The organism is Arcobacter sp. L (assembly GCF_000284235.1).
Classification (GTDB): Bacteria; Campylobacterota; Campylobacteria; order Campylobacterales; family Arcobacteraceae; genus Aliarcobacter; species Aliarcobacter defluvii.
The window spans coordinates 265,769-291,973 of record NC_017192.1; the positions used below are offsets into that span (position 1 = coordinate 265,769).

At 26.8% G+C, this 26,205-nt stretch carries 17 protein-coding genes; 10 read left to right on the plus strand and 7 right to left on the minus strand.

Annotation, left to right across the window (positions count from 1 at the left end; translation table 11 throughout):
• Nucleotides 1-58 precede the first annotated feature (58 nt).
• Genes ABLL_RS01490 through ABLL_RS01500 form a run of 3 tightly spaced genes read right to left on the minus strand, consistent with a single transcriptional unit; the run spans nucleotide 59 to nucleotide 3,470 of the window.
• Nucleotides 59-1,384, minus strand: coding sequence for a sodium ion-translocating decarboxylase subunit beta (locus ABLL_RS01490; protein WP_014473004.1), 1,326 nt, complete (start codon nucleotides 1,382-1,384; stop codon nucleotides 59-61).
• Nucleotides 1,385-1,398: 14 nt separating this feature from the next.
• Nucleotides 1,399-3,216 carry a biotin/lipoyl-containing protein gene (locus tag ABLL_RS01495; protein ID WP_014473005.1) on the minus strand — a complete coding sequence of 606 codons (1,818 nt, stop codon included), beginning with the start codon at nucleotides 3,214-3,216 and terminating at the stop codon, nucleotides 1,399-1,401.
• Nucleotides 3,217-3,221: 5 nt separating this feature from the next.
• The gene (locus ABLL_RS01500) at nucleotides 3,222-3,470 is read right to left on the minus strand and encodes an OadG family protein (RefSeq protein ID WP_014473006.1); all 249 of its coding nucleotides are present in this window, start codon (nucleotides 3,468-3,470) and stop codon (nucleotides 3,222-3,224) included.
• Nucleotides 3,471-3,617: 147 nt separating this feature from the next.
• Between ABLL_RS01500 and ABLL_RS01505 the strand changes: the two genes are divergently transcribed.
• The 3 genes from ABLL_RS01505 to ABLL_RS15145 are packed head-to-tail and all read left to right on the plus strand — an operon-like array spanning nucleotide 3,618 to nucleotide 5,674.
• The gene (locus ABLL_RS01505; RefSeq protein WP_014473007.1) at nucleotides 3,618-4,493 is read left to right on the plus strand and encodes a GyrI-like domain-containing protein; all 876 of its coding nucleotides are present in this window, start codon (nucleotides 3,618-3,620) and stop codon (nucleotides 4,491-4,493) included.
• A gap of 53 nt (nucleotides 4,494-4,546) precedes the next feature.
• Nucleotides 4,547-5,527, plus strand: a complete 981-nt coding sequence (locus ABLL_RS01510; protein WP_014473008.1) for a calcium/sodium antiporter — start codon at nucleotides 4,547-4,549, stop codon at nucleotides 5,525-5,527.
• Nucleotides 5,528-5,539: 12 nt separating this feature from the next.
• Complete coding sequence (locus ABLL_RS15145; RefSeq protein ID WP_258239361.1) at nucleotides 5,540-5,674, plus strand: hypothetical protein; 135 nt, start codon at nucleotides 5,540-5,542, stop codon at nucleotides 5,672-5,674.
• Here the strand turns inward: ABLL_RS15145 and ABLL_RS01515 are convergent.
• Together ABLL_RS01515 and ABLL_RS01520 are read right to left on the minus strand one after the other, a co-directional pair.
• Nucleotides 5,671-6,387: a hypothetical protein gene (locus ABLL_RS01515; protein ID WP_014473009.1), complete on the minus strand. Its 717-nt coding sequence runs from the start codon at nucleotides 6,385-6,387 to the stop codon at nucleotides 5,671-5,673. The genes ABLL_RS15145 and ABLL_RS01515 overlap by 4 nt on opposite strands.
• Before the next feature lie 16 nt (nucleotides 6,388-6,403).
• Complete coding sequence (locus ABLL_RS01520) at nucleotides 6,404-6,961, minus strand: hypothetical protein (RefSeq protein ID WP_014473010.1); 558 nt, start codon at nucleotides 6,959-6,961, stop codon at nucleotides 6,404-6,406.
• Nucleotides 6,962-7,075: 114 nt separating this feature from the next.
• Here ABLL_RS01520 and ABLL_RS01525 point away from each other — a divergent pair, with 114 nt between their 5' ends.
• The gene (locus ABLL_RS01525) at nucleotides 7,076-9,850 is read left to right on the plus strand and encodes a DEAD/DEAH box helicase (RefSeq protein ID WP_014473011.1); all 2,775 of its coding nucleotides are present in this window, start codon (nucleotides 7,076-7,078) and stop codon (nucleotides 9,848-9,850) included.
• Nucleotides 9,851-9,915: 65 nt separating this feature from the next.
• On the plus strand, nucleotides 9,916-10,416 hold the full coding sequence (locus ABLL_RS01530; protein ID WP_014473012.1) for a hypothetical protein: 501 nt from the start codon (nucleotides 9,916-9,918) through the stop codon (nucleotides 10,414-10,416).
• Between the two features lie 2 nt (nucleotides 10,417-10,418).
• On the opposite strand, the gene ABLL_RS14585 is transcribed toward ABLL_RS01530, so the two are convergent.
• The gene (locus tag ABLL_RS14585) at nucleotides 10,419-12,788 is read right to left on the minus strand and encodes a transporter substrate-binding domain-containing protein (protein ID WP_014473013.1); all 2,370 of its coding nucleotides are present in this window, start codon (nucleotides 12,786-12,788) and stop codon (nucleotides 10,419-10,421) included.
• Between the two features lie 88 nt (nucleotides 12,789-12,876).
• A complete protein-coding gene (locus ABLL_RS01540; RefSeq protein ID WP_014473014.1) occupies nucleotides 12,877-13,581 on the minus strand; it encodes a response regulator transcription factor in 705 nt (234 codons plus the stop codon).
• A gap of 175 nt (nucleotides 13,582-13,756) precedes the next feature.
• On the opposite strand from ABLL_RS01540, the gene ABLL_RS01545 reads away from it, so the two are divergent.
• From ABLL_RS01545 to ABLL_RS01565, 5 genes are all read left to right on the plus strand, one after another.
• On the plus strand, nucleotides 13,757-15,535 hold the full coding sequence (locus ABLL_RS01545; RefSeq protein WP_014473015.1) for a TolC family protein: 1,779 nt from the start codon (nucleotides 13,757-13,759) through the stop codon (nucleotides 15,533-15,535).
• A gap of 23 nt (nucleotides 15,536-15,558) precedes the next feature.
• Nucleotides 15,559-17,718, plus strand: a complete 2,160-nt coding sequence (locus ABLL_RS01550) for a type I secretion system permease/ATPase (RefSeq protein WP_014473016.1) — start codon at nucleotides 15,559-15,561, stop codon at nucleotides 17,716-17,718.
• Between the two features lie 3 nt (nucleotides 17,719-17,721).
• Nucleotides 17,722-19,239, plus strand: coding sequence for an HlyD family type I secretion periplasmic adaptor subunit (locus tag ABLL_RS01555; RefSeq protein WP_014473017.1), 1,518 nt, complete (start codon nucleotides 17,722-17,724; stop codon nucleotides 19,237-19,239).
• Nucleotides 19,240-19,366: 127 nt separating this feature from the next.
• Nucleotides 19,367-25,261, plus strand: a complete 5,895-nt coding sequence (locus ABLL_RS14590; RefSeq protein WP_014473018.1) for a vWA domain-containing protein — start codon at nucleotides 19,367-19,369, stop codon at nucleotides 25,259-25,261.
• A 66-nt stretch (nucleotides 25,262-25,327) separates the two neighbouring features.
• Nucleotides 25,328-26,128, plus strand: coding sequence for a sensor histidine kinase (locus ABLL_RS01565; RefSeq protein WP_014473019.1), 801 nt, complete (start codon nucleotides 25,328-25,330; stop codon nucleotides 26,126-26,128).
• The last annotated feature ends 77 nt before the right edge of the window (nucleotides 26,129-26,205 follow it).

Below are 26,205 nucleotides of genomic sequence, written 5' to 3' on the forward strand. Positions count from 1 at the left end.
ATAAAAAAAGCCCTTGTAGTAATCCTACAAGGGCTTAATATAAGATATTTAGAATAAACTATTTAAATATCGATAAAAGGACACCAGCAGCAACTGCTGAACCAATAACACCAGCTACATTAGGACCCATCGCATGCATTAATAAAATGTTCGATTTGTCATAAAGTTGACCTTCTTTACTAACAACCCTTGCTGCCATTGGCACAGCAGATACTCCAGCTGCTCCAATTAAAGGATTTATCTGACTCTCTTTTGAACTTACTAAATTCATTATTTTAGCCATTATTACACCCATCGCAGTCCCTGCAGAAAATGCTAAAAGACCTATTGCCATAATTCCTAAAGTCTCTGCTACTAAGAATTGCTCTGATGCTAGTTTTGAACCAACACCTAATCCTAAAAATATTGTTACAATATTAATTAATGCGTTTTGCATTGTATCAGAAAGTCTATCAACAACTCCTGATTCTCTTGCAAAGTTACCAAAGCATAATGCTCCAATTAATGGTGCAGCATCTGGAAGAATTAATAATGTTAAAGATAATACTACTAATGGAAAAACAATTTTCTCTAACTTAGAAACTTTTCTAAGTGTAGACATTTTTATTTTTCTCTCTTTTTCTGTAGTTAATGCTCTCATAATTGGTGGCTGAATTAGTGGTACTAATGCCATATATGAATATGCTGCAACTGCGATAGCTCCAAGTAATTCAGGTGCTAGTTTTGAAGCAACGAAAATAGATGTTGGTCCATCAGCTCCACCAATGATTGAAATAGCAGCAGCTTGTTCTAATGAAAAGTTAATCCCTGGAACAAATTGAGATAATAAAACTGCACCAACAAGTGATCCAAAGATTCCAAATTGTGCAGCACCACCTAGAAGGGCAGTTTTTGGATTAGCTAATAATGGACCAAAGTCTGTCATAGCTCCAACACCCATAAAGATTAATAATGGGAAAAATTGATTTGTAATACCCATACTATAAATAATTCCTAGCATTCCATCATGTCCTGCCATATTTGCAATTGGTATATTTGCTAATAATCCACCAAATCCAATTGGAATTAATAGTAATGGTTCAAACCCTTTTTTAATTGCTAAATAGAACAATAAGAAACAGATGAAAATCATGATGATTCTTCCATACCCTTGAGCAAAGAATGTCATCTCTTTTCCATGTGAATCTAGTACACCAGCTTGCGGTTCAAACAAAGCTTTAATACCAGTTGTTGCATAAAATGAATCAACTAATTCACTCATCGTTTTTGAATGATAAGGTTGTTTCTCTTCAGTTGGTGTTTCAACACTAGGTGTTGAAGCAAAACTATTTAGTGCAAATGCACTAAACAGAAGAAAAAAAGCTATAAGTATATTTTTTCTCATCAAATTATTCCTCATTAACCAATAATGGCTAATGTTTGACCTTCATCAACAGCTTGCGTATTTTCAACTAAAATTTTAGTAATAACTCCAGAAACTGGTGCAGTTATATCTATTTCCATTTTCATAGCTTCAAGAATCATGATTTGTTGATCTTTTTCAACTCTATCACCTTCTTTTACTAAAATTTTCCATACTGCTCCATTTACTGCGGCTGGTACTTCTGTTCCGCCATTTGAAGAAACAGGTGCAGAAGCAGCAGGTGCTGAACTTACTGCATTTGAAACAGGAGTTACTTGAATATCTGCATTACCTTCAGCAATTGTTACATTAAACTTTTGACCATCAACTACAACTGTATAGTTTCCATTTGCATTTGCCATTTTATTCTCTCCTAATTTACAATCTTTATTATCTTCACAAACTGTATCAATTTTTCTTACATTTAAAGGCGATTCACCTTTTAAGAATGCAATTCCTTTTTCATCACAAGCAGCAGCAATAAAGATATTTTCTTCAGTTGCTTCAATTCCTTCAATTTCTAATCTTTGTTTCCAAACAGAGATTTTTTTCTTTTCATCTCTATCTGCTATATCTAAAGGATTTTCTTTTGTTGGTTCAAGTTTTAGTTTTTCAGCTGCAAGTTTTACAACTTCTGCATCTGGCTCAACTGGTGTTTTACCAAAGTAACCTAAAACCATTTTTCCATATCCAGGAGCAATTTGTTTCCATGGACCAAACATTACATTTGCGTATGCTTGTTGCCAATAAAACTGAGAAACAGGAGTTACAGATGTACCATATCCACCTTTTTCAACAACTTCTCTCATAGCTTTAATAACTTCTGGGAATTTATCTAAAGTACCATTATCTCTCATCATTTGAGTATTTGCAGTTAATGCACCACCTGGCATTGGAGAAAATGGGATTAAAGGAGAAACTTGAGTAGCTTCAGGAGGAATAAAGTAGTCTTTTAAGCAATTAGCCAATACATCTTGGTATTTTAGAATTTTATCAATTTCTAAACCACCTAAATCATAATTCTTGCCTTTTACTGCATGAAGCATTGTAAGAATATCAGGTTGACTTGTTCCCCCACTTACTGGACTTGCAGCTAAATCAATACCATCAGCCCCAGCTTCAAGTGCAGCAAGATAACAGGCAACTGAAACACCAGCTGTTTCATGAGTATGAAGTCTAATATGAGTATCATTACCCACTAATCTTCTTGCCATTTGGATTGTTTCATAAATTTTTTGAGGTGAGCTTGTCCCTGATGCATCTTTAAAGCATAAAGAATCAAATGGCAAGCCACTATCTAGAATTTGTCTTAAAGTTTTTTCATAAAAAGCTACATCATGAGCACCAGTACAACCTGGAGGTAAATCCATAAGTGTAACAACTACTTCATGATTTAATCCATATTTTTTAATACATTCAGCACTATATTCAAGGTTTTGAACATCATTTAATGCATCAAAGTTTCTGATTGTTGTTGTTCCATGTTTTGCGAACATTTTTGCATGTAAGTCGATTAATTCTCTAGAACCAGTATCTAGCATTACTGTGTTGATACCTCTTGCTAAAGTTTGTAAGTTTGCATCTGGTCCAACGATTTCTCTAAATTTATCCATCATTTCAAATGCGTTTTCTTGTAGATAGAAGAATAATGATTGGAATCTTGCTCCTCCACCAAACTCAAAGTGAGTTATACCTGCTTCTTTTGCAGCTTCTACAGCTGGAAAGAAATCATTCATTAGGACTCTTCCTCCAAAGACAGATTGAAATCCATCTCTAAAAGTTGTATCCATGATATCTATATATTTTTTAGACATATATTTTAACCCTTTAGATTTTTATGATGTTGTACAGCTGCTACTATTGCAGCTATTTTTGCAGTCTCTGTATTTGTACTATTTTTTATTGGTGTTGTATTTACAACTTTCTTCTCTTCTTGTGGAAAAAATCTTGTTAATATTATCCCTTGTGCTTTTAGTACTAATATCATGATTATTAGGAATGCAAATACTACTCCCATCCCTAAAAACATAAACTTTACTGATTCTGCGATTAAGTTTACTTCTTCCATAAGGAAATCCTTTAGTTCTGATTAATCAATAAATGATTTAAACGGGTGTAATTTTAGGGAAATTTAACAAAATGTTCTTCTTTTTAAGTGCTAAATAAATTGTTTTTTAGTGCTTATTTTATAGTTATTATGTGTTATAATGATACTATGAAAAAAGAAACGTTACAAAAAAGAACAAAAATAGCAAATGACATAATGTACTATATTTATACTCATATAGAAACAAATATAGACATAGAAGAATTAAGTATTGATTTAGGCGTGAGTAAATTTCATATGCATAGAATTTTCAAAGAGGCATTTGGAAAAAATATTTATGAAAGCATCAAATCAATTAGACTTCAAAAAGCATCAAATCTACTTTTAACAAATAAATATTCGACAATTTCTAATATAGTAAATCAGTGTGGATACTCTTCCCAATCATCATTTATAAAAATCTTTAAAGATAGATTTGAAATGAGTCCAAAAGAGTGGAAAAATGGAGGATATAAAGAGTATTCAAAAAAGATACTTCAGCAATCTCAAAAAGCTATGCAATCTACAGCAGATTTTAGAAATATAGTTCCTTCTATTGTAAAAATGCCAGCAATTGAGAGTTTTTATATTAGAAATAAGGGATATAATGTAAATATTAAAGAGACATGGCAGAAGCTTCAAACTTGGGTATTAACAAATAATATTAATTCCTATAAAAGAATTGCTCTTTTTCATGATAATCCAACCATTACTCCTTTAAATGAGTGCCAATATATTGGTTGTATAGTAGTTAATGACAAAGATGATGTAAAAAGTGATAGATTGCCAAAATTTAAAATAGCAGAAGGTGTATATGCGAAATTTGATTTAAAAGGAAAAACAGGAGATGTACTTCCATTTATTCACTGGGTATATCATGAGTGGTTACCAAAAAGTGAATATGAAACGACTACAAAGCCTTCTTATGCTGTTTATAATAAATTAGATTTTTTTGATGAACATGATGAGTTTGAATTAAGCTTTTATGTATCGATAAACTTTTGATTAATAATATTTAACTATAATTGCGCAAATTTTTTTATAAAAAAAGGTAAAAAATGATTTTCTATTTACTCTCAATTGTTGTTGGCTTTGTAATTTTAGTTTGGAGTGCAGACAAGTTTGTTGAAGGGGCTGCAAGTACAGCAAAACATCTTGGAATGCCAAGTTTATTAATTGGTATTTTAATAGTTGGATTTGGTACAAGTGCACCTGAAATGGTTGTATCAGCAATCGCTGCAATGGAAGGTAATCCTGGTCTTGCTCTTGGAAATGCAATTGGTTCAAATATAGTGAATGTAGCACTTATTTTAGGAATTACAGCTTTAGTTACTCCAATAGTTGTAAACTCAAAAATTATCAAAAAAGAAATACCTCTATTGTTAGTTATTGTTTTAATAACTGGATATTTATTATTAGATAATTCATTAACATTTTTTGAAGGAGTAATCCTTTTAGCTGGATTTTTTAGTTTAATTATTTGGTCTATTTATACAGCTTTAAAAAGTAGAGGCGATACTTTTGGAGCAGAAATGGATGCGGAATTAATAGAAAATGAATTAAGTTTAAAAGCTGGAATTATTTGGCTTATTGTAGGAATAGTTTTACTAATTGCAAGCTCAAGACTATTAGTTTGGGGAGCTGTTGGTGTTGCTCAAGAATTTGGTGTTAGTGATTTAATTATTGGATTAACAATAGTTGCACTTGGAACTTCACTTCCAGAACTTGCAGCATCTGTAGTTGCTGCAAGAAAAGGTGAACATGATATTGCAATTGGTAATGTTGTTGGATCAAATATGTTTAATTTATTGGCTGTAATTGGTATAGCAACGGTTATATCTCCTATGAATAATATTCCAATTGAAGTATTACAAAGAGATTGGATAATAATGTTTTTATTAACAATCATTCTTTTAGTTATGGCATATAGTTTCAAAAATAAAGAAGGTGTGATTACTAGAGTTGAAGGGTTAATTTTAGTTGCTTGTTATATAGCCTATAATACATACTTAGGGATTAATTTAGCAAGTGGGTTATAAGTAGGAATTATTTTGAAAAAGTATGATTTTATTTTTTGGTTTATATTAGGATTAATTGCATTATTTTATATTTTTAAAGGTAATGATATTTATAAAGAAAAATATGAAACAATAAAACAAAAAAGTGAGATAAATAAAAAAGATTAATTAGAAATTAGCGGTAACCATCTTTTTAGAAATTCTTTTCTTGAGTAGCTTACCGCTCCTAAATCAAATTTATATTGCATATAAGGATGACCTAAATTCCAAAAAGAAAACTTTTCTTCTTTTAAATAATTTGCTAATAAAACTAATTGAAGTTTTCCCCAATTATTGTATTTTTTATCACTTGAAGAAAATCCTGTAAGTGAAGTATAAATTGAATTTATTTTATAACCAATTTCTCCTGCGATTAACTCTTGCGAGTTTTTATCATAGAGTTCTATGCTCATTATTTCAAAATTTATATTTGAATGTTTATAATTGATTAAAGATAAAATTAAGTTTTTATATTTATCTCGTAACCAATTTGTTTTATGATAAATTTCCAATTTTTCTAAAACTAAATTGATATTTTTGTTGATATGAAATTCATAGCTATCTTTATTTAAAAGAGATTTTACTTTTTTACTAATATGTAAATTTTCAAAATCAAGTATTGCATAATCAAATTGTATTTCAGGAAGAAGATAAAATTTATCATTTAATGTTATAGAAGTAGTTATAAAACCAAATGAAGCTAATTCTATATAAAAATCCTTTGAAAAGTCTTCACTTAAATAGTAATTAGACTTTTCATTCGAATATATAAAATTAAATAAGATATCTTTATTATTTAATTCTTCTTGAGAAATTAAATAAATTATATTTTTTTTATTCAATATAAAACTTTACAATTTATCTATGAGGTCCTCTATCATCTTTAAATTGTCTTTGTTCTTTATATTGTTTATTATTGTTATATTGTTTATGTTCTTTATAATATGGCTTATCATTATTATAATGCTTTTTCATATTGTGATTTTGTTTACTATACTCTTTGTCATAGTAAGGTCCATATATTGGCTGTCTATTATCTCTAAACTGATGAGTTCTATTCCAATCATTATTTTTATGGTAAACATATTTTCTATAATGCGGATGAGAAGGTCTGAAATTACCTCTTCTATGTAATCTATCATAATAACTATATCTACTATCATAAAGGAAGAAAATATTGTTATAAAAATAACCAGTTCTATCAAAGTATCCAAAATAGTAACCAAAATTATCGTAGTAACCATATCTGTTATAATCAAAACTTCTATATCTGTTATCATATCTATGATCATCTGATCTAAAACCAATATCTAATATGGCATTATTACCTATTGGAGTTTGGATTCTCACACCTATATCAGCTGAAAAAAGTGCGGGTGATATACTTAAAAGTGAAATTAAAATCAATTTTTTCATAATTTATCCTTTTGGTTATTTTTAAAATTATAAAGTACAAGTGTGAATGAATTGTGATTTATAATCTTTTACGTTTGCTTTGATTATAATCAATTTTTAATTTTAAGGTTTTTTTTGAATAGTTTAATAACCAATAATCAAATAACAAATTTTTATAATAATATCACAGAATTACTACAAGAGTGTGATAGTTTTTATTTTAATGTAGCATTTATAAATTTTTCAGGAATACAACTACTTTTAGATAGTTTTAAAGAGTTAGAAGAAAAAAATATAAAAGGTAAAATATTAACTTCGACATATCTAAATTTTACGCAAATAAAAGCATTAGAAAAAATTAAAGAGTTTGAAAATATAGAGTTAAAAATCTATGATTGTAATAGTTCAAATATAGGTTTTCATAGTAAATCTTATATATTTGAATTTAAAGATGAATATAAAATTTTAATTGGTTCTTCAAATATAACTGCAAGCGCTTTTAAATCAAATATTGAGTGGAATGTAAAAACAATAACAAAAAAAGATGATGTTTTTTTAAGAGATGTTTTAAATGAGTTTGAATCTCTTTGGAAAAGTTCAATTGAAGTAAATGACAAATTTTTAACTTCATATTCTAACTTTCTAAATTCTCAAAATAAAGAGTTTCAATCTTTTAGTTTAAATCAAATAAAAACAAATTTTATGCAAGAAAAAGCTTTACAAAAATTACAAAATTTACGAACTAAAGGTGAAAATAAAGCTTTAATTATTGCTGCAACTGGATCAGGCAAAACTTATCTAAGCGCCTTTGATGTGAAAAAATTCAAAGCAAAAACAATGCTTTTTTTAGTTCATAGGGAAAATATTTTAATAAAAGCAAAAGAGAATTTTGAAAATATTTTGCCAGAAATCAATTCATTTGGGTTATATACAGGAAATAAAAAAGAGCAAAATAAAAACTATCTATTTTCAACTATTCAAACTATGAGTTTAAATTTTTTAGAGTTTTCACAAGATTTTTTTGAATATATAATTATTGATGAAGCTCATCATGTAACAAGTTCTAGTTATAAAAAAATCTTAGATTATTTTAAACCAAAGTTCTTATTAGGACTTACTGCTACATCAAATCGAATGGATGGAAATTCAATTTATGAAGTTTTTGACGAAAATATAGCACTTGATTTAAGGCTAAATGACGCACTAGAGCATGATTTAATAGTTCCTTTTCATTATTATGGAATTACAGATATAAAAAGTATAGATTATGAAAATGTGGATTTAACAAAGATTGATGTTTTAGCAAAACTTTTAAGTGTGAATAAAAGGGTCGATTTTATTGTTGAAAAAATAAATTTTTACTCAAATAGCGGAAATAAAAGAAAAATTCTAGGTTTTTGTGTTTCAAAAGAACATTGTAATTTTATGGCAAATGAATTTAATAAAAAAGGTATAAATTCTATAACTTTAACAAGTGAAGATTCCATTTCTAAAAGAGAAGAGAGTATCAAAAGACTTGAAAATGAAAATGACAGTTTAGAAGTAATTTTCACAGTTGATATTTTCAATGAAGGTATTGATATTCCATCAATAAATATGGTTTTGTTTTTACGTCCAACTAATTCACCGATAGTTTTTATTCAACAATTAGGAAGAGGTCTTAGAAAATATGAAAATAAAGAGTTTTTAACGGTTCTTGACTTTATTGGAAATCATAAAAAAGCTTATTTAATCGCATTTGCTTTGGTTGGAAATAAAATGATTGATAAAGAGAGTATTAAGCTCTCACTTCAAAATAATTTTGCAGATTTTAAAAATGCTTTTATAAGTATGGATGAAATTTCAAAAAATAGAATCCTTGAACAAATAAACAAAGAAAATTTCAATCAATTAAAATATCTAAAAGAGCAATATTTTGAGTTTAAAAATATCTTAGGGAAAATTCCATCATTGGTAGATTTTTTACAATTTGAAGATGTGATAAATCCTTTAAAATTTATAAATGAAAGTAAATCTTACATTGAATTTTTAGCAAAAGTTGAAGATGATAAAAAGTTAAAAGCGTTAGTTTTAAATGAAAACTTTACAAAAGCTATAAGATTTATAGAAAATGAATTTCCTATAAAAAGAATTTATGAATTTGTGATTTTAAAATATCTTTTAAACAATGATTATTGTGATATTAACATTGCTTTTAAAATTTTGAATAAGTATTTAGATAGAGTTGATGATCAAACGATAATTCATAGTTTCTTATATTTAAATCAAGACTTTTTAGATTCAGCTCAAGTTGGTAGATATCTAAAACTTTTGAAATTTGATGGAAAAGTTGCAAAAAAAACAAAAGAGTTTGAAGAACTTTTGAAAAATGAGAATTATAAAAAAATCTTTGAAGATAGTTTGAATTTTGGAATTTATAATTATGAAGAGGAGTTTAGCTCAACTGATTTTGGAAAACCATTTCTAAAACTTTATTCTAAATACAATATGTTAAATATTGCAAAACTTTGTAATTTCCCAAAAATTCATAGTTCATTTAGAGGAAGTGGATTTTTGAAATATGAAAATGATTTCTTTTTATTTATAAATCTAGAAAAAGAGAAATTCTCAAAATCTGCAAATTATCATAATACTTTTTTATCAAAAAATATTTTTACTTATCAAAGTAAACCAAGTCATTCTTCTGATAAAGGTGATGGTGAAAGATTGTGTGAAAATAAAAAGTTTAGTGTAAAGCTTCATATATTTGTGCGAAAATTTGCGCAAGTTGATAAAAAAACACAAGATTTTATATATCTTGGAATTGCAAATAGCATAAAATATTGGGATAATAAACCAATAAATTTAGAATTAAAACTTGAAATTCCACTTTCAAATAAGCTATTAGAAGAGTTTACAAAAATAGGTTAATAATTTATCTTCTTTTTATGAAACTTTGATACCATTGCGAAAAATAAATCATAAGTTGTAAAATAATGAAAGAAGAAGAGAAAAAGAGTCTTATTGAAAAAGTTTTTATAAAAGTAAATAAAATTGATAAAGTTCTAGAAAATAGAGTTGATGTTATTTTATTGAAAATGATAAATATGCTTAAATATTTTTTTATTTTAGCGATGATTTTGTATTTAGCAATTTGTATTATGAGTTTATCTCATAAAATTGTCTCTTTTACTCTTGCTCAAGGTGCTTTAGATTTTGCATCAAGTAAAAATATTTTGACAGATGGTTTATTTACTTTAATTGTTATTGCAATTGTAAAAACATTATTTATAAAAAATGGTTTTGATTACGCTTTAACCTTTTTAGAAATTGCTTTCGTTGTAATTATTAGAAAGTTAATTTTATTAGAAACAATTCCTAGTGAAACTGATTTATTAATTGCTTTAGGATTTACATCTTGTGCATTTTTTATATTGATAGTATATATACATAATCTAAAAAGAAAATGGAAAAAAGAAGATCATCATCATAAATAAAACTATTCATTAATTGGAAGTTTTATTTTAAATTCTGCTCCTTTGCATTTTATATTGTTATATATATATTCTTTATTAGAAACAAAAATTTCACCATTCATATGTTTTTTTATAATTTCAATAGACATATAAAGTCCAATTCCTGTTCCCTGACTTCGATGTTTTGTCGTAAAGTATGGTTCAAATATTCTATCAATAATTTCTTCTTTTATTCCACCTGCATTGTCTTTGATTGTTAAAATAACATTTGAATTTTCTTTATAGATATTAATAAAAATATATTTTTCTATATCATTTTTATCTTCAAAAGCATCAATTGAATTATTTATAATATTTAGAATTACTTGTATAAATTCATTTTCAAGTCCTAAAATATTAATTTCTAAGCTACTTTTTATAACTTGAATATTTCTATTTTTTAATTTACTATTAATAAGATAAATAACTTTATCTATTGGAGTGTTAATATTAAAAGAAGAAACCTCTTTATCATTACTAAAAAAGTTTCTAAAATCATCAATAGTATTTGAAAGGTGCTGTGAAGAGTTATTTATAATATCCATTGTTTCATAAAATTCTTTATCATCAAGCATTTTTAAATCTTTTTTCAATTTAGCAGCAGTTGCGACAGTAGAAATTACTGAAAGAGGTTGTCTCCACTGATGAGCAATATTTTCTATCATTTCTCCCATAGCAGCCATTTTTGATTGATGATTTAAAATATTCTCTTTTTGTATTAATTCTCTACTTTTTTTCTCTACAAGCAATTCTAGATTTTTATTTATTTCATTTAATTGTTTTGTTTTTTCTTCAACTTTTGTTTTTAAAGTTCTATTTATATTTTTAAGAGTTAAATTTCTGTAAATAAAAGCCAATGAAATCAATAAAATAACTAGTACCATCTTCCAAAAAATATCATAGTTAAAACTTGTTTGAAACTGTACATTGTGCCATTTATTTATAATTGAATTTAATTCATTTATAGAAATTGAAGATATGGCTTTATTTAAAATGGATTCTAGAATGGGATAATCATCTCTAATCATAAATTTTAAACTAAAATTTAAGCCTGTATTACCAGAAATCTTTAAATTGTCAAAATTGTATTTTGCAATATTATAAAAAAGTACAGGTTGAATATCTATAAAAGCATAAGCTTTACCCTTAGAAACTAAAGTCAATCCTTCTTTTATACTATTTACAAGTATAAAGTTCATATTTGGAAATTTATTTTTTAATATATTATGTGCCGTGAAATTATTTCCAATTGCAATTTTTTTGTTTTTTATTATAGAAATATTTTCAATAAAGTTTTCATCTTTTTTTGTAACAATGGATATTGGAAAACTTGCATATTCTTTTGAAAAAGTTGCATATTCTTTTCTTTGAGGAGTTTCTCCCACACTGAAAATCAAATCACTCTTTTTATCTTTTATGCTATTTAATTGTTGAGAAAATGTTTCATAAAATTCATTTTTTGTTTTTAAATTAAGTTTATTTAAAATTAATTTCCAATATTCTGAAGAGATACCAATTGGGTCACTATTTTTCGATTTGAAAGTGAAAGGTTCCCAAGAATTAGAAATAGAAACTTTTATAATATTATTTTTTATAAAGTTTAACTCTTCATCTGTTAGTTTAAGTGGTTGTTTAAAGTTTTGATAATATTGCTCATTTTCATTTAGAATCCATTTTTTTTCTAAATTTAATAGTTCTATAGTTGGAATTTTTATAAAACCTTTATTGAAAATTTCTGCTTTTTCTTTATTTGTTGTTATTGCTTGAGTTTTAACTTTTGTTATTAAATTATCTAAAGGTTTTATCAAATGGAATAAATTATTTTGAACAGAGAAATATTCTATTGCTAATTTATCATCATAAATTAAATCAATTTGGTTATTTCTTAAAGCATTGATTGATTCTACATAGTCATTATAAATTATAATATTTGAATCTGGAAATTTATTTAAAATAATATCTTTATAATCATTTCCAATTAATCCTATTTTTAAATGTTCTTTCATTTCTATAAGAAAATTATTTTTTGTTAAAGTAAAAAATGTACTTTTTGTTTCATAGAAAAAATCTGAAGAAACCATCCAATCTTCAAATGAATTTGTACCTATAAAAAAATCAACTTTTCCTTCTTTTACTAAATTTATTGCATTTTCCCATAAATTCCCATCAACAAATTCTATTGTATAATTATTATATTTTGCCCATAATTTCCAAATATCTATATATAAACCAGCTTCTTTACCATCTTGATTATATGAAAATGGAGCATAGTTTGGGTCATAAGAAATTTTAAAATCTACATCTTTTGAATAAATATTTAAAAATAATAAAAAAATTATTACTAGTATTTTCATTTTTACCTAGAATAAATGAAGTATAGATATATTTAATAATATATTGAAGAAGATTATAACAAACTATTGTTAAAAATATAAAATTTCATCAGTAATTCAATCTGTATCCAACACCTGATAAGTTTATTATAGATTCTTTACCTACTTTTTTCCGAAGTTTATTTAATAGATTTTTTAAAGCCGAATCTGTAGCTTCATATTCATCTTCCCATATATGAGCTTTTAATTCATCTGTTGAAATAACTCTATTACTATTTTGTATTAATAAATCTAATAAATTTAGTTCTTTAGATGTAAGTGAGATTTCTTCATTATTTATATTATTAATTAATTTTTTATGCAAAACATTATATGTTATGTTATTCTTAAATGAGATAATGTATCTTGAATTATCTAAAATCTCATCTACACAATTATATAAAGCAGTATTTAAACTTTTGAAATCTACAGGTTTTGTAAGATAGTCAATAAGTTTTAATTTTGTAGCTTCTAATAAATATTTTTTATCTGTATATGCACTTAATATAATAATTGGAATAGTTTTATCAATTTTTCTTAGTTCTTTTATAAAATCTATACCTGAAATATCAGGTAAATTTATATCAGAAATAATAATATCAATTCTACTATTTTGTAATAATTCTTTTGCTTCTTTTATGTTCTGTGCATCAAGTACATTTTCACAAAATAATTGTAAAGTTTTTTTTACATTTTCTTTAATAGTCTCTTCATCCTCAATATAGAGAATATTTAAGGTTTTTAGAATTTTATTGTAGTGATTACTGATAGTCATTTTTAAGCTCTCTGTTTATAATTGTTTATGTTATAATATTAAAACTTAGAAGTAATTAATAATTTTAGAATTACATTTGTTAATATTTGATTAATATTAAATTAAGTTTTAACCTAGTAAAGTAACATAAAAAATTATTTAAGAAATCTCTTAAAAATACATAATTGGAGTTAAAATGTTTAAAACAAAAATATTAAAATTTGCTTGTATTTCATTTTTTGCAAGTTCTTTTTTACACGCTGCAAGTTTAAAAGAGAGTGTAGAAAGAGTTCTTTCAACAAATCCTGAGGTAATAGCTGAAAGAAATAATCAAGAAGCTTTTAAAAAATATATTGATGAAAGAAAAGCTAATTATTTACCAAGAATCGATATAGATGGAAGATTAGAAAAAAGTAATTCTGACAAAAGATATGATCAACCAAATTCAAATAATTATGTAAATGGTTCAGATCAAGAAGATGGATATAATGTTGGAATAGCATTAAATCAAATGCTTTATGATGGTGATTTAACTCCTAGCCAAGTAAGAGAAGCAAAACATAATGATTTAGCAAATAAATACAGAAGTGATAATAATATAGAAAATGTTGTTTATGAAACAATTACAGCTTACACAGGTTTAGTTCAATATGACGAAATGTTAGGATTAACTAAAGATATGATCACAACAAATGAAGAGAATCTTCAAATTGCAAAAGAAAAAGAAGCAATTAGTGGTGAAATTTTAGAAACATACGAAGTTGATTCAAAACTAAGTTTTGTGAAAGAAAAATATTTAGAAGAGAATGATTTAAAAAGTTCAAGAATTAGTACATTTAAAAGATATGTAGGAATTGACCCAACAGGAAATGAATGTAGACCTAAAATGGATTTATCAAAGATTCCAAATAGTTTACAACAAATAGTTGAACTAGCTGTTTTAAGGAATAATGAAATTCTAGAACAAATAGAAAGAGTAAAAGCTCAAAGAGAAAAAATTGCACAAGCAGATGCAAAATTTTTACCAAATTTTAGTTTAGAATTAAAAGCATTAACAGATAATGATTTATCATTAAATGAAGAAGGAATTGAAAACCAAGTATATGGTCGAATAAATTTGGCTTGGAATTTATACAATGGTGGTGGAGATCATGCCGTATCTAAACAAGAAGAACTATTTTTAGCGGAACAGAAAGAGAGACTTGATGCAGTTACAAATAAAGTAGTTGAATCGTTAAAAGTTAATTATCAAAGATTTTTAAAAAATAAAGATAGAATATCTGTGCTTAAAGATTATGTTGTTGCAAATGAAAATATAGTTGAAGTATATAAAAGTGAATTTGAATCAGGAACTAGAACATTTGTTGATATTTTAGATGCTCAAACAGTTCTTTATGAAGCTAAAAAAAGTTTAGTAAATAGAGAATACGAATTATATAAAAATTATTATGATATTTTGTTCTCTTTATCTATGGTAACTGATACTGTTCTAGATCCAAAAAATGATGTTTGTTCTGATGAAAAAGCTTTAAATAATATCGTTTCAGAACAAAAGCTAGCTGCACAAAATAATAATGAATCAAGTGATTTAAAAGCACTATTAGGTGATGAACCTACAGAAATAAAAAAAGCTGAACCATTAGTTGCTCCTACAAAAATGCCAATTGAAAATAAATCTGAATATGCAACTTTTTTAGAAGCTCCAGCAGAGTACTATACGATAAATATTACAACGACTGAAGGATTAGAAAATGCAAAAGAGTATGTTAGTGCAAATGGCTTAGATAAAAATAGTTCGTATACTTATCCTTTTGGTCCAGAAATGAAGAGTGCTAAGGTTATTTATGGTATATTTAAATCAGTAAAAGATGCTAATATTGCAATGGAAAATTTACCTACTTCTATAAGAGTAAATAAACCATATATTGATAATATCTCAAAACATCAAAAATTATATTCAAAATATAATAATTAGGATTTCTAATAAAAAGGTAAATATTGGAAAATAATGACTCTAATTTAATAGAAAATGAAACATTAGGAAATTTAAAAGATAGAAGAAAAGTAGATGACTTGTTAGGTTGTCTACTTTTTTTATCTAAATATCACAACAGAGAAACATCTGCTGAATCTCTAACTTTCGGTTTACCAATACATAAAAAATCAATGAACATTTCTATGTTCCATCAAGCAGCTTCTCGAATAGGCTTAGTTACTAAAACAGTAAAAAGAGAAAAAGTAAAAGATATTACTAAACTTGCATTGCCTTCTGTTTTAATCTTAGATAAAAATAGAGCTTGTGTTTTAGTTGATTATAATTTGAAAGAAGGTGTAGCTCAAGTTATTTTACCTGGATTAATCGCAGGTGAAACTCAAATGACTATTCAAAAAATTGAAAGTGAATATACTGGTGAAGTAATAATTATTAAACCTGAATATAATTTTAATAATAGAATTGAAAAAGAAGTTGTTGTAGATAATCCTAAAAATTGGTTTTGGGGTACTTTAAAGAGAAATAAAGGAATATATCAACAAGTAGTTGCTGTATCATTATTTATTAATATTTTTATATTAGCAACTCCTTTATTTACGATGAATGTATATGATAGAGTTCTTCCAAATAATGCAATAGAAACATTGTGGGCTTTATTTATAGGAATTTCTCTTGTTATGATTTTTGATTTATTATTAAAGGTATTACGTTCTTATTTTTTAGGACTTGCAAGTAAGCGAGCAGATACAATTATGGCAAATAAAATATTTAATCATTTATTAAATATTAAACTTGAGTCAAAACCTGCATCAACAGGTCAATTTGTGAGTAGGTTACAATCTTTTGAAAGTGTAAGAGAATTTTTTACAAGTGCAACAATTGCAGCAATTGTTGATTTACCTTTTGTTTTAATTTTTATTTTAGTTATATTTTTTATTGCGGGACCCTTAGCATATATTACAATTACGACTGTTATTATATCTTTATTGTTATCTTGGTATTTACAAAGACCATTAAAAACAATAATTGAAAAATCTGTAAAAGAAGAACAAATAAAACAAACTACACTTATTGAAACTGTTTCTGGATTAGAAATTATAAAAAGTGTAAAAGCTCAAAATAGAATGAAAACACATTGGGATAACTCAATAAATAAAACAGTATATTTTGCTGATAAAGGTCACTTTTTATCTCAAACAATTAGTTATTTTACAGCCTTTATTTCACAATTTTCAAATATTGCAATAGTAGCTGCAGGAGTTTATTTAGCGCAAGATGGTGAAATCACGATGGGAGCAATAATTGCTGCAATGATATTAAATGGTAGAGTAATTGCACCAATTTCCCAACTTGTTGGTATGATTATAAAATTTGATAGAACAATGCTTTCTTTAAATAATCTTGATGAAGTAATGAGAATGCCTGTTGAGAAAGAGAATAAGTCATATATAAGTCGTCCTAATTTAAGAGGAGATATTGAGTTAAAAGATGTTCAATTTTCATATAAAGATCAAAATCACCAAACATTAAAAGATATTAATTTAAAAATAAAACAAGGTGAAAAAGTTGCAATTCTTGGAAAAATTGGTTCAGGTAAATCAACATTATTAAAACTTATTATGAATTTGTATGAACCAACAAAAGGTTCAGTTTTAATTGATGGATTAGACACAAGACAAATAGATCCTACAGATTTAAGGCATTCTATTGGAAGTGTTCCTCAAGAGCCATTTTTATTTATGGGTACAATAAAAGACAATTTAACTATTGGTGAACAGTATGTTTCGGATGAAGAGTTATTAAGGGTTTCAAAAGTTGCAGGTTTAGATGAATTTTTAGGTAAACATGAAGCTGGATATGATTTATTAGTGGGAGAACGAGGTGATGGGCTTTCAGGAGGAGAACGACAATCTGTAACATTAGCTCGTGCTTTAATTTCTGACCCAAATATTATAATGTTAGATGAACCAACAAACTCAATGGATAGACAATCTGAAAAATCTTTTATTAATAGATTACAAAATATTGTAAGTGAAAAAACTTTGATAGTTGTAACTCACAAAACATCTTTACTTCAATTAGTTGATAGAATTATAATAGTTGAAAATGGTAAAATCATTGTTGATGGACCAAAAGATGAAGTATTTACTACAAAAGTAGGTTAAATTATGAATACTATTGACAAAAAAGATATTCCAATGAAAAATGCTGAACATTTACAGATGTCAGGAGAAACGTTAAAAGTTAATGAAGATAATAAAAAAGTAGAAAAAAAGATCAAAAAACAAAAAGGTTTTTTTTCAAAAATATTAAATGATTTTAAAAATTTATATGGTTTAGGAGACAAAAAAGAAGAAGACTTAGAGTTTATTTATACTTCTTATTCAAACTCAAATGAAAAACCAAGCTCAGTAAGTAGAGTAATTTTTATGCTTATTACTGGAATATTTTTGATTTTCTTACTTTGGGCAAGTTTAGCTGAAATAGATGAATTAGCAAGAGGAAATGGTAAAGTAATTCCAACGGATAAAATTCAGACTGTACAATCTTTAGATGGTGGAATTATTTCTGAAATTTTTGTTAAAGAAGGAGATATTGTAAAGTTTGATGATCCTTTGATGAAAATAGATACAACAAGATTTCAAGCAACTTTAGAAGAAAGTAGACAAGAATATTTATCTTTATTAGCTCTAAAAGCAAGATTAGAAATAGAATCAACAATAAATATAGAAAAGGATTTACCAGAATTAAAATTTGATGAAAAAGTTTTAGGTGATTCCTCTCGATATGATATTAATGAAAAATTGTTATTAGAAAATAGATTTAGAGAATTAAAATCTTCTATAAATGTACTTCAAAATCAAGAAAGTCAAAAAATACAAGAGTTAAAAGAAATAGAAAGTACAATAAAAAAATTAACGGATAGTTTAGGTTTTATAGAACAGCAAAGAAAAACTATTAGAAAATTGGTTGAAAGAGGAATTAAATCTAATTATGATTTACTTGATATAGAAAAAGAGTACAATCAGACAAAGGGTGATCTACAAACTGCTAAGCTTTCAATTTCTAGATCAAATTATGCAATTTCAGAGGCACAAAATAGAATACAAGAAAAAATAAATACTTTTAAATCGGAAGCTTCAACTGAGTTACAAAAAACGGTAAGTCAAATAAATAGATTTGAAGCCAAATTGATAGGTGATAGGGATAAAGTAGCTAAAACTACAATTACATCTCCAGTTGATGGAATTATAAAACAATTGAATTTCAATACAATAGGTGGAGTTGTTCAATCAGGAATGGATTTAATAGAAATAGTTCCCTTGAGTGATGCTTTAGTTGTTGAAGCAAAAATTGATCCTAAAGATATAGCTTTTATTAATCCAAGTCAAAAAGCAATTATTAAAATTACAGCATACGATTTTTCAATTTATGGTGGATTAGAAGGGAAAATTGTAGAAATTTCAGCTGATACAATTGTTGATAAAGATTCAAAAGAAGGAAAAAGTTATTATCGTGTATTAGTAAAAACTGATAAAAATTATTTAGAAAGAAAAGGTAAAAAACTACCAATTATTCCAGGAATGATAGCTACAGTAGATATTGTTACAGGGAAAAAGACAATTTTAGATTTTATTTTGAAACCTATACTTAAAGTTAAACAAGAATCCTTACATGAAAGATAATTGAGTACAATTATCTTTTTCTTCATTAAATAATAAATTAAAAAACTTTTTAGAGACTTTATTTTTGTAAGATTATTCAATAGAGTAGTGCATAAAAAATTATTTAAAATATAAATGGAGTAATCAAATGAAGTTAACTATAAAGTCTGAAGGTCAAGATAAAGTTGTAGATTTAAATAAAGATTTACAGTTTAATGTTAATAAAGGTGAACAATATATATTTTCTAATGGTTTTAGTAGTTATGTTTTAAATTTTAAAGATAATCAGCAATCAGTAGAATTAACGTTTAAAATTGATGGTAAAACTATTAAAGTTGACTTAAAAGGAATAGTTCCTCTTCTTCAAGAAAATGTTGAAGGTATGGAAAATCCTACTTTAGTAATAATTAATAAAACAGTTAATGAAAAAGATGTTGATAATATAGTTGATAATGATGCATTTAATGGCAGTGAAATAATAGATAGATTAGAAGCTTTATTATCTAAACCAGTTGAATTAGGATCAGGAAATGGGAATGATAAATTAGCAATAATTTCTGATTTTCAATCATTAGTTGAAACACTTGATGCCGCTGCAGCTGGTGGAGAACAAGGAGGAGCAACATCTAATGGTTCTACATTTAATTCAATCTTTTCTTCAATAGATGATTCTTTAAATGGTATAGCAGATAGTGCTATATGGGAAAATTTAACTGAATCTATTTCTAATATTCCTGTAGAAACAGGTAATACGGTAGCCATTACTCCAACTACAGATTTAACTAATGTAAATGTAAAATTAGTTGGAGTAGATACAGCAGTAACAGAAGGGGAAAATGCAACATATAAAGTAACATTAACAGATGATGCAGGGAACCCAGTAGTTGCAACAGAAGATATGGAAGTAACATTTACATATACATATACAACAGCTTCAGGTGATGATATTACTGAAACATCAAGTGTAATAATAAAAGCAGGTTCAAGTGAAGCACCAGTAAATGTAGCAACAATCGATGATGTATACGCAGAAGGGACAGAAGAGTTTACAATTGCAATAAATACAGTTTCAAATCAAGAACAATTTGAGAATGTAACAGTAGATAAAACAGCAGTAGTAACAAGTATTACAGATGAGACAGACCCATATACACCAACAGATCCAGATCAACCAAATGAAAAAGATAATGTAAATGTAAAATTAGTTGGAGTAGATACAGCAGTAACAGAAGGGGAAAATGCAACATATAAAGTAACATTAACAGATGATGCAGGGAACCCAGTAGTTGCAACAGAAGATATGGAAGTAACATTTACATATACATATACAACAGCTTCAGGTGATGATATTACTGAAACATCAAGTGTAATAATAAAAGCAGGTTCAAGTGAAGCACCAGTAAATGTAGCAACAATCGATGATGTATACGCAGAAGGGACAGAAGAGTTTACAATTGCAATAAATACAGTTTCAAATCAAGAACAATTTGAGAATGTAACAGTAGATAAAACAGCAGTAGTAACAAGTATTACAGATGAGACAGACCCATATACACCAACAGATCCAGATCAACCAAATGAAAAAGATAATGTAAATGTAAAATTAGTTGGAGTAGATACAGCAGTAACAGAAGGGGAAAATGCAACATATAAAGTAACATTAACAGATGATGCAGGGAACCCAGTAGTTGCAACAGAAGATATGGAAGTAACATTTACATATACATATACAACAGCTTCAGGTGATGATATTACTGAAACATCAAGTGTAATAATAAAAGCAGGTTCAAGTGAAGCACCAGTAAATGTAGCAACAATCGATGATGTATACGCAGAAGGGACAGAAGAGTTTACAATTGCAATAAATACAGTTTCAAATCAAGAACAATTTGAGAATGTAACAGTAGATAAAACAGCAGTAGTAACAAGTATTACAGATGAGACAGACCCATATACACCAACAGATCCAGATCAACCAAATGAAAAAGATAATGTAAATGTAAAATTAGTTGGAGTAGATACAGCAGTAACAGAAGGGGAAAATGCAACATATAAAGTAACATTAACAGATGATGCAGGGAACCCAGTAGTTGCAACAGAAGATATGGAAGTAACATTTACATATACATATACAACAGCTTCAGGTGATGATATTACTGAAACATCAAGTGTAATAATAAAAGCAGGTTCAAGTGAAGCACCAGTAAATGTAGCAACAATCGATGATGTATACGCAGAAGGGACAGAAGAGTTTACAATTGCAATAAATACAGTTTCAAATCAAGAACAATTTGAGAATGTAACAGTAGATAAAACAGCAGTAGTAACAAGTATTACAGATAATGATACTATTCCTGTAATTACAATAGTTGGAAGTACAGTATCAGAAGAAGAAAGTGGCATAGCAACAGGGGATAAAGTAATCGGTACAGTTAGTATTAGTATTGATAATTTATTGCAAGAAGATTTAAAAATAACTTTAAGTAATGGACAAGAAGTTACTATTTATGCTGGAGAATATACACCTAGAGAAACAATTTATGTTGAAACAGATAGAGTAGATGACTATTATAAACAAGATACAACAACATTTGAAGTATCAATATCAGAAATATCAAATACAGAAATAGATATAACTGATAAAAAAACAGAAATTATAATCAATGATGATGTTGACCCAATTAATATAACAATTACTGCAACAGCAATTGCACCTAAAATTATTGATGTAGATACTGAGTTTAATGATTTAACAGGCATTTCAATCTCTGCAATAGATACTAATGGTAATGATAAAAATATTGCAGTTATAAAAGGTACAGACCATGATGGATTTGGTGTGTATGGAAAAACTACTGGAGGTGCTAATAGTGCTGAATTAGGAAACCTTGGAAATGGAGAGAGTGAAAAAATTGTTATTAATTTTGAAAAAGATGTTAATTCTTTAGATATTGCATTTGCTTGGAGAAATAATACAGAAACAGCTAGAGTAACATTTATAAATGATAATCAAGTTGTAGGATATGCAGAAGTTACAGGTGGAGGAAATAATACAAAAGCAAAAGTAAATTATTATACTCCAGATGGTGAATTGATAAAATCAGTAGAAGCACAAGGTGGAACAGATAGAGTTGACTTATCTTATACATTTGAATTACCTGATTCAAATGGAGATTTAGTGGCATTTGATAAAGTTGAATTTACTGCTCCAAATTATGATGATGATTATTTAATTAACAAAATTGTATATAAAGAAGTAGTAGATACAGATGTAACTGATATAGTAACAGAAGGAGGAAAAGTTACATTTGATATTCAACTAGATGAAAATTATCCACCTCAAGGAAGTGCAACAGCAACTGTAGAAATAAATGGTGTAAGATATGAAAATGTTATCATAAATGCAACTGGAAGAGCAACAATTACTGTTGATAGTAAAGATTTAGGGGATTTATCTAATGTAGTTGTTAAAGTAATTGAAATAAATGGTGGAAATTATGAAAAAGTAAATCAAGTTGAAAAAACTTTTGACTTTACACCTGTTTTAGAATCTTCTGATGATAGTATAACTACAAATGAAGATACTCCATATATTTTAAAAGTAAATGATTTTGGAGATGTTTCAGTTAATACAAAAGAATTTAAAATTACTGAATTACCAAACTTAGATAGTGGTAAACTTTATTTATTAGTTAAAGAAGGTGAAACTATAATTGATAAAGAAGGTAATTTAATTACAGTAACGCAGGATACAAAAATTGAGATTTATAAAGGTCAAATCATTACTTTAGCAGATGTTGGAGCTGGAAAATTAATATTTGAACCAACTTCTAATAGTGACATTGATGGAAATCTTAAATTTGAAGTTGGTGATGGAAATGGAAACTTTAGTAATGAATATACTACAGCTATAGAAATAATTGCTGTTGCAGATGAGCCTGTTGCAAGTATAAATGTAACAAAAGTTACATCTTCTTCAATTTCAGAAGAATTGGTAGTTAAAGTTGGAACATCGACGTATGATATTGCAGATATTTTAGTAAACAAAAATACATATGCAGAAGTAAAAAATGTTGGAAATAATACAGAAACTGCTGCACAAAATATAGTTGTTAATGAAAATTTAGATAGTAATGATTTCTTAAAAACTTCATCATCTGATAATATAATTGTAATTAATGGAGATATTTCTGGTGGTGCTAAGATTGAACCAATGGGTGGGAATGATTTTATTGCTATTCTTGGAAATTTAATTAATGGTACAATTAATGATAGTGCTGGAACGGATACATTATATTTAGGAAAAGATTCTAGCTATTATAGTTGGAATGTAAACGTTCACAGTGGTGAAACAGGAATGGATGGAACTATAACTCAATATGCCGATGAAGCACATACTCAAGTGATAGGAACATTATATATTAATAATATCGAAGGTATTATATTTGCTGATGGTAAAACTTTAGGAGAAGTAGAAATTATTACAACACCTTCAACAACAGTAGATTATGAAGTTGATATGAGTGCAGCATTAGTTGATACAGATGGAAGTGAAACTTTAACTATACAAATTAGTGGAGTACCTGAAGGAGCAACATTTGATTTATCAAATATGACAAATTTAGGAAATGGAATTTGGGAAGTAGTTGTACCTCAAGGTGAAACATCTATCAATTACAATAATATTAAAATGACAGTTCCATCTGAAGTAAAATATGTAGATTTACAAATCACAGCAAAATCTACAGAACAAAGTAATAGTTCTTCTTCTGAGTCAATAGATTCAGATGCAACAATTTATGCGGTTAATGAATCAGAGCAAGTTAATATGCAAGAATTTAAATATAATCTTGTATTAACAATAGACAATTCAGGAAGTATGAAAGGTGATAAAATTACTTTAGCAAAAGCTGCAATGGTTAATTTGATAAACAAATATGATGATTTAGGTGAAGTTAAAGTATTATTAAATGTGTTTAATGCTTATGGTGATATTAAAGGTGTATGGGTAGATCCTTCTAAAGCTATTAGTTTAATTAATGCAATTAGTGCTGGTGGTGGAACAAATTATGATGATGCGTTATTAAAAAATATTACTGCATTAGAAAATAATCCTGCACCACTTGATGGAAAAACAATATCATATTTTGTATCTGATGGAGTACCAACTTATGGAATGACTCAAGATTATTGGGGTAATTGGTATAGAGATGGAAATGGTTCAGCAACAACAGATGTAAATGATAAAATAGTTAATCAATGGAAAGATTTAGATATTGATAAAACGTATTCTATAGGTATTGGAACAAGTGAATTAAATACATATATGAGAGAAATATCACAAAATCCAAATGAAGATGTAATAATTATTAGTGATGCAAATGATTTAAGTAATACACTTGAAAATACAGTACAAGAGTTATTAGTTGATGGAAATGTAATTAATAATGTTGTTGGAGGAGATGGTGAAATTTCTATAGATAGTATAGAAGTAGATGGAAAAGAATATACAAAAGATGACTTCCCTGAAGATGGTTTATTATTAGGTGATAATGATATTAAATTTACATTTGATTTTGAGACAGGTGATTATAAATATTATGCAAAATCATCAAGCTTTATAGAAGAAATTGAAACATTTAAAGTAAATGCTTCAGATTCAGATGGAGACAAAACATCATTTGATGTTAGTGCAAATGTAAAAATTGTTCAAGAAGAAACATCAAATATCCAAAACTTAATGGGTGAAGATATTGATTTAACAACTGTTATCACAAAAAATACAGATGTTATTAATTTAGAAAATTCTACTAATGATAAGATAACTATAGAGTTAGAAGATATGTTAGTTCAAGAAGATAAACAATTAGTAATCAAAGGTGATGATGGTGATGTAATTGAACTAGATAATCCAAGTGATTGGTCAAATGCAGGAACAGAACAATTAGATGGTATAAACTACAATGTTTATACAGGAACAGGAGAAAATTCAACAGTTAAATTATTAATTGAAGATGATATAGATATTACACCTGATATATAAATACAAATAGGAAAAATTCCTATTTGTATAGCTTTTAATTTTTTATAAAGTTGGATTTTTTTAAATATGAGACAAACGAGAATTGATGAATTCCTAGAATTAGAACATCACAATAAAGAACTTGAAAAAAGAATAAAAGAAGAAGTTGCAAAGAATAGAGAAAAAGACAAATTGATGTTTCAACAAGCAAAACTTGCTTCTTTAGGTGAAATGTTAGGAAATATTTCTCATCAATGGCGACAACCTTTGATGGAAATCAATTCTTTATTTCTACCAATTGAAGCAAAAATTGCATTAGGTGAAACTTTAAATAAGGAAGAAATTTTGGAATCAATAGATAAATTAAATCATATAACAAAATATATGTCTAATACAATAGATGATTTTAAAGATTTTTTTGCAACAGATAAAGAAAAAATAAGATTCAAATTAATAGAACAAATAAATTCAACAATAAATATTATAAGTGGTGGATTAAAAGCAAATAGTATTAAACTTGATATTATAATCAAAAAAAATCCTGAATTAATTGGATATAAAAATGATTATTCTCAAGTTTTAATTAATATTATTAGCAATGCAAAAGATGTATTAGTTCAACGAAATATAAAAGAGCCATACATAAAAATAACTATTTATGAAGAAAATAATAATATTGTAACAACAATAGAAGATAATGCAGAAGGAATAAAAGTAGAACCTATTGAAAAAATATTTGAACCTTTTTTTACATATGAAAAAATTAATGGTTCAGGAATTGGTCTTTTTATGTCAAAATTAATAATAGAAAAAAATATGAATGGAAAATTAACTGCAAAAAATTCTTCAACAGGTGCATTTTTTAAAATAATTATTCCAAAAAACTAAACTAAATCAATTCATTTTTTATTCAATCAATTTTAGATATAATCCTAAAAATTTAGAAAACTTCACTCATTATTAGG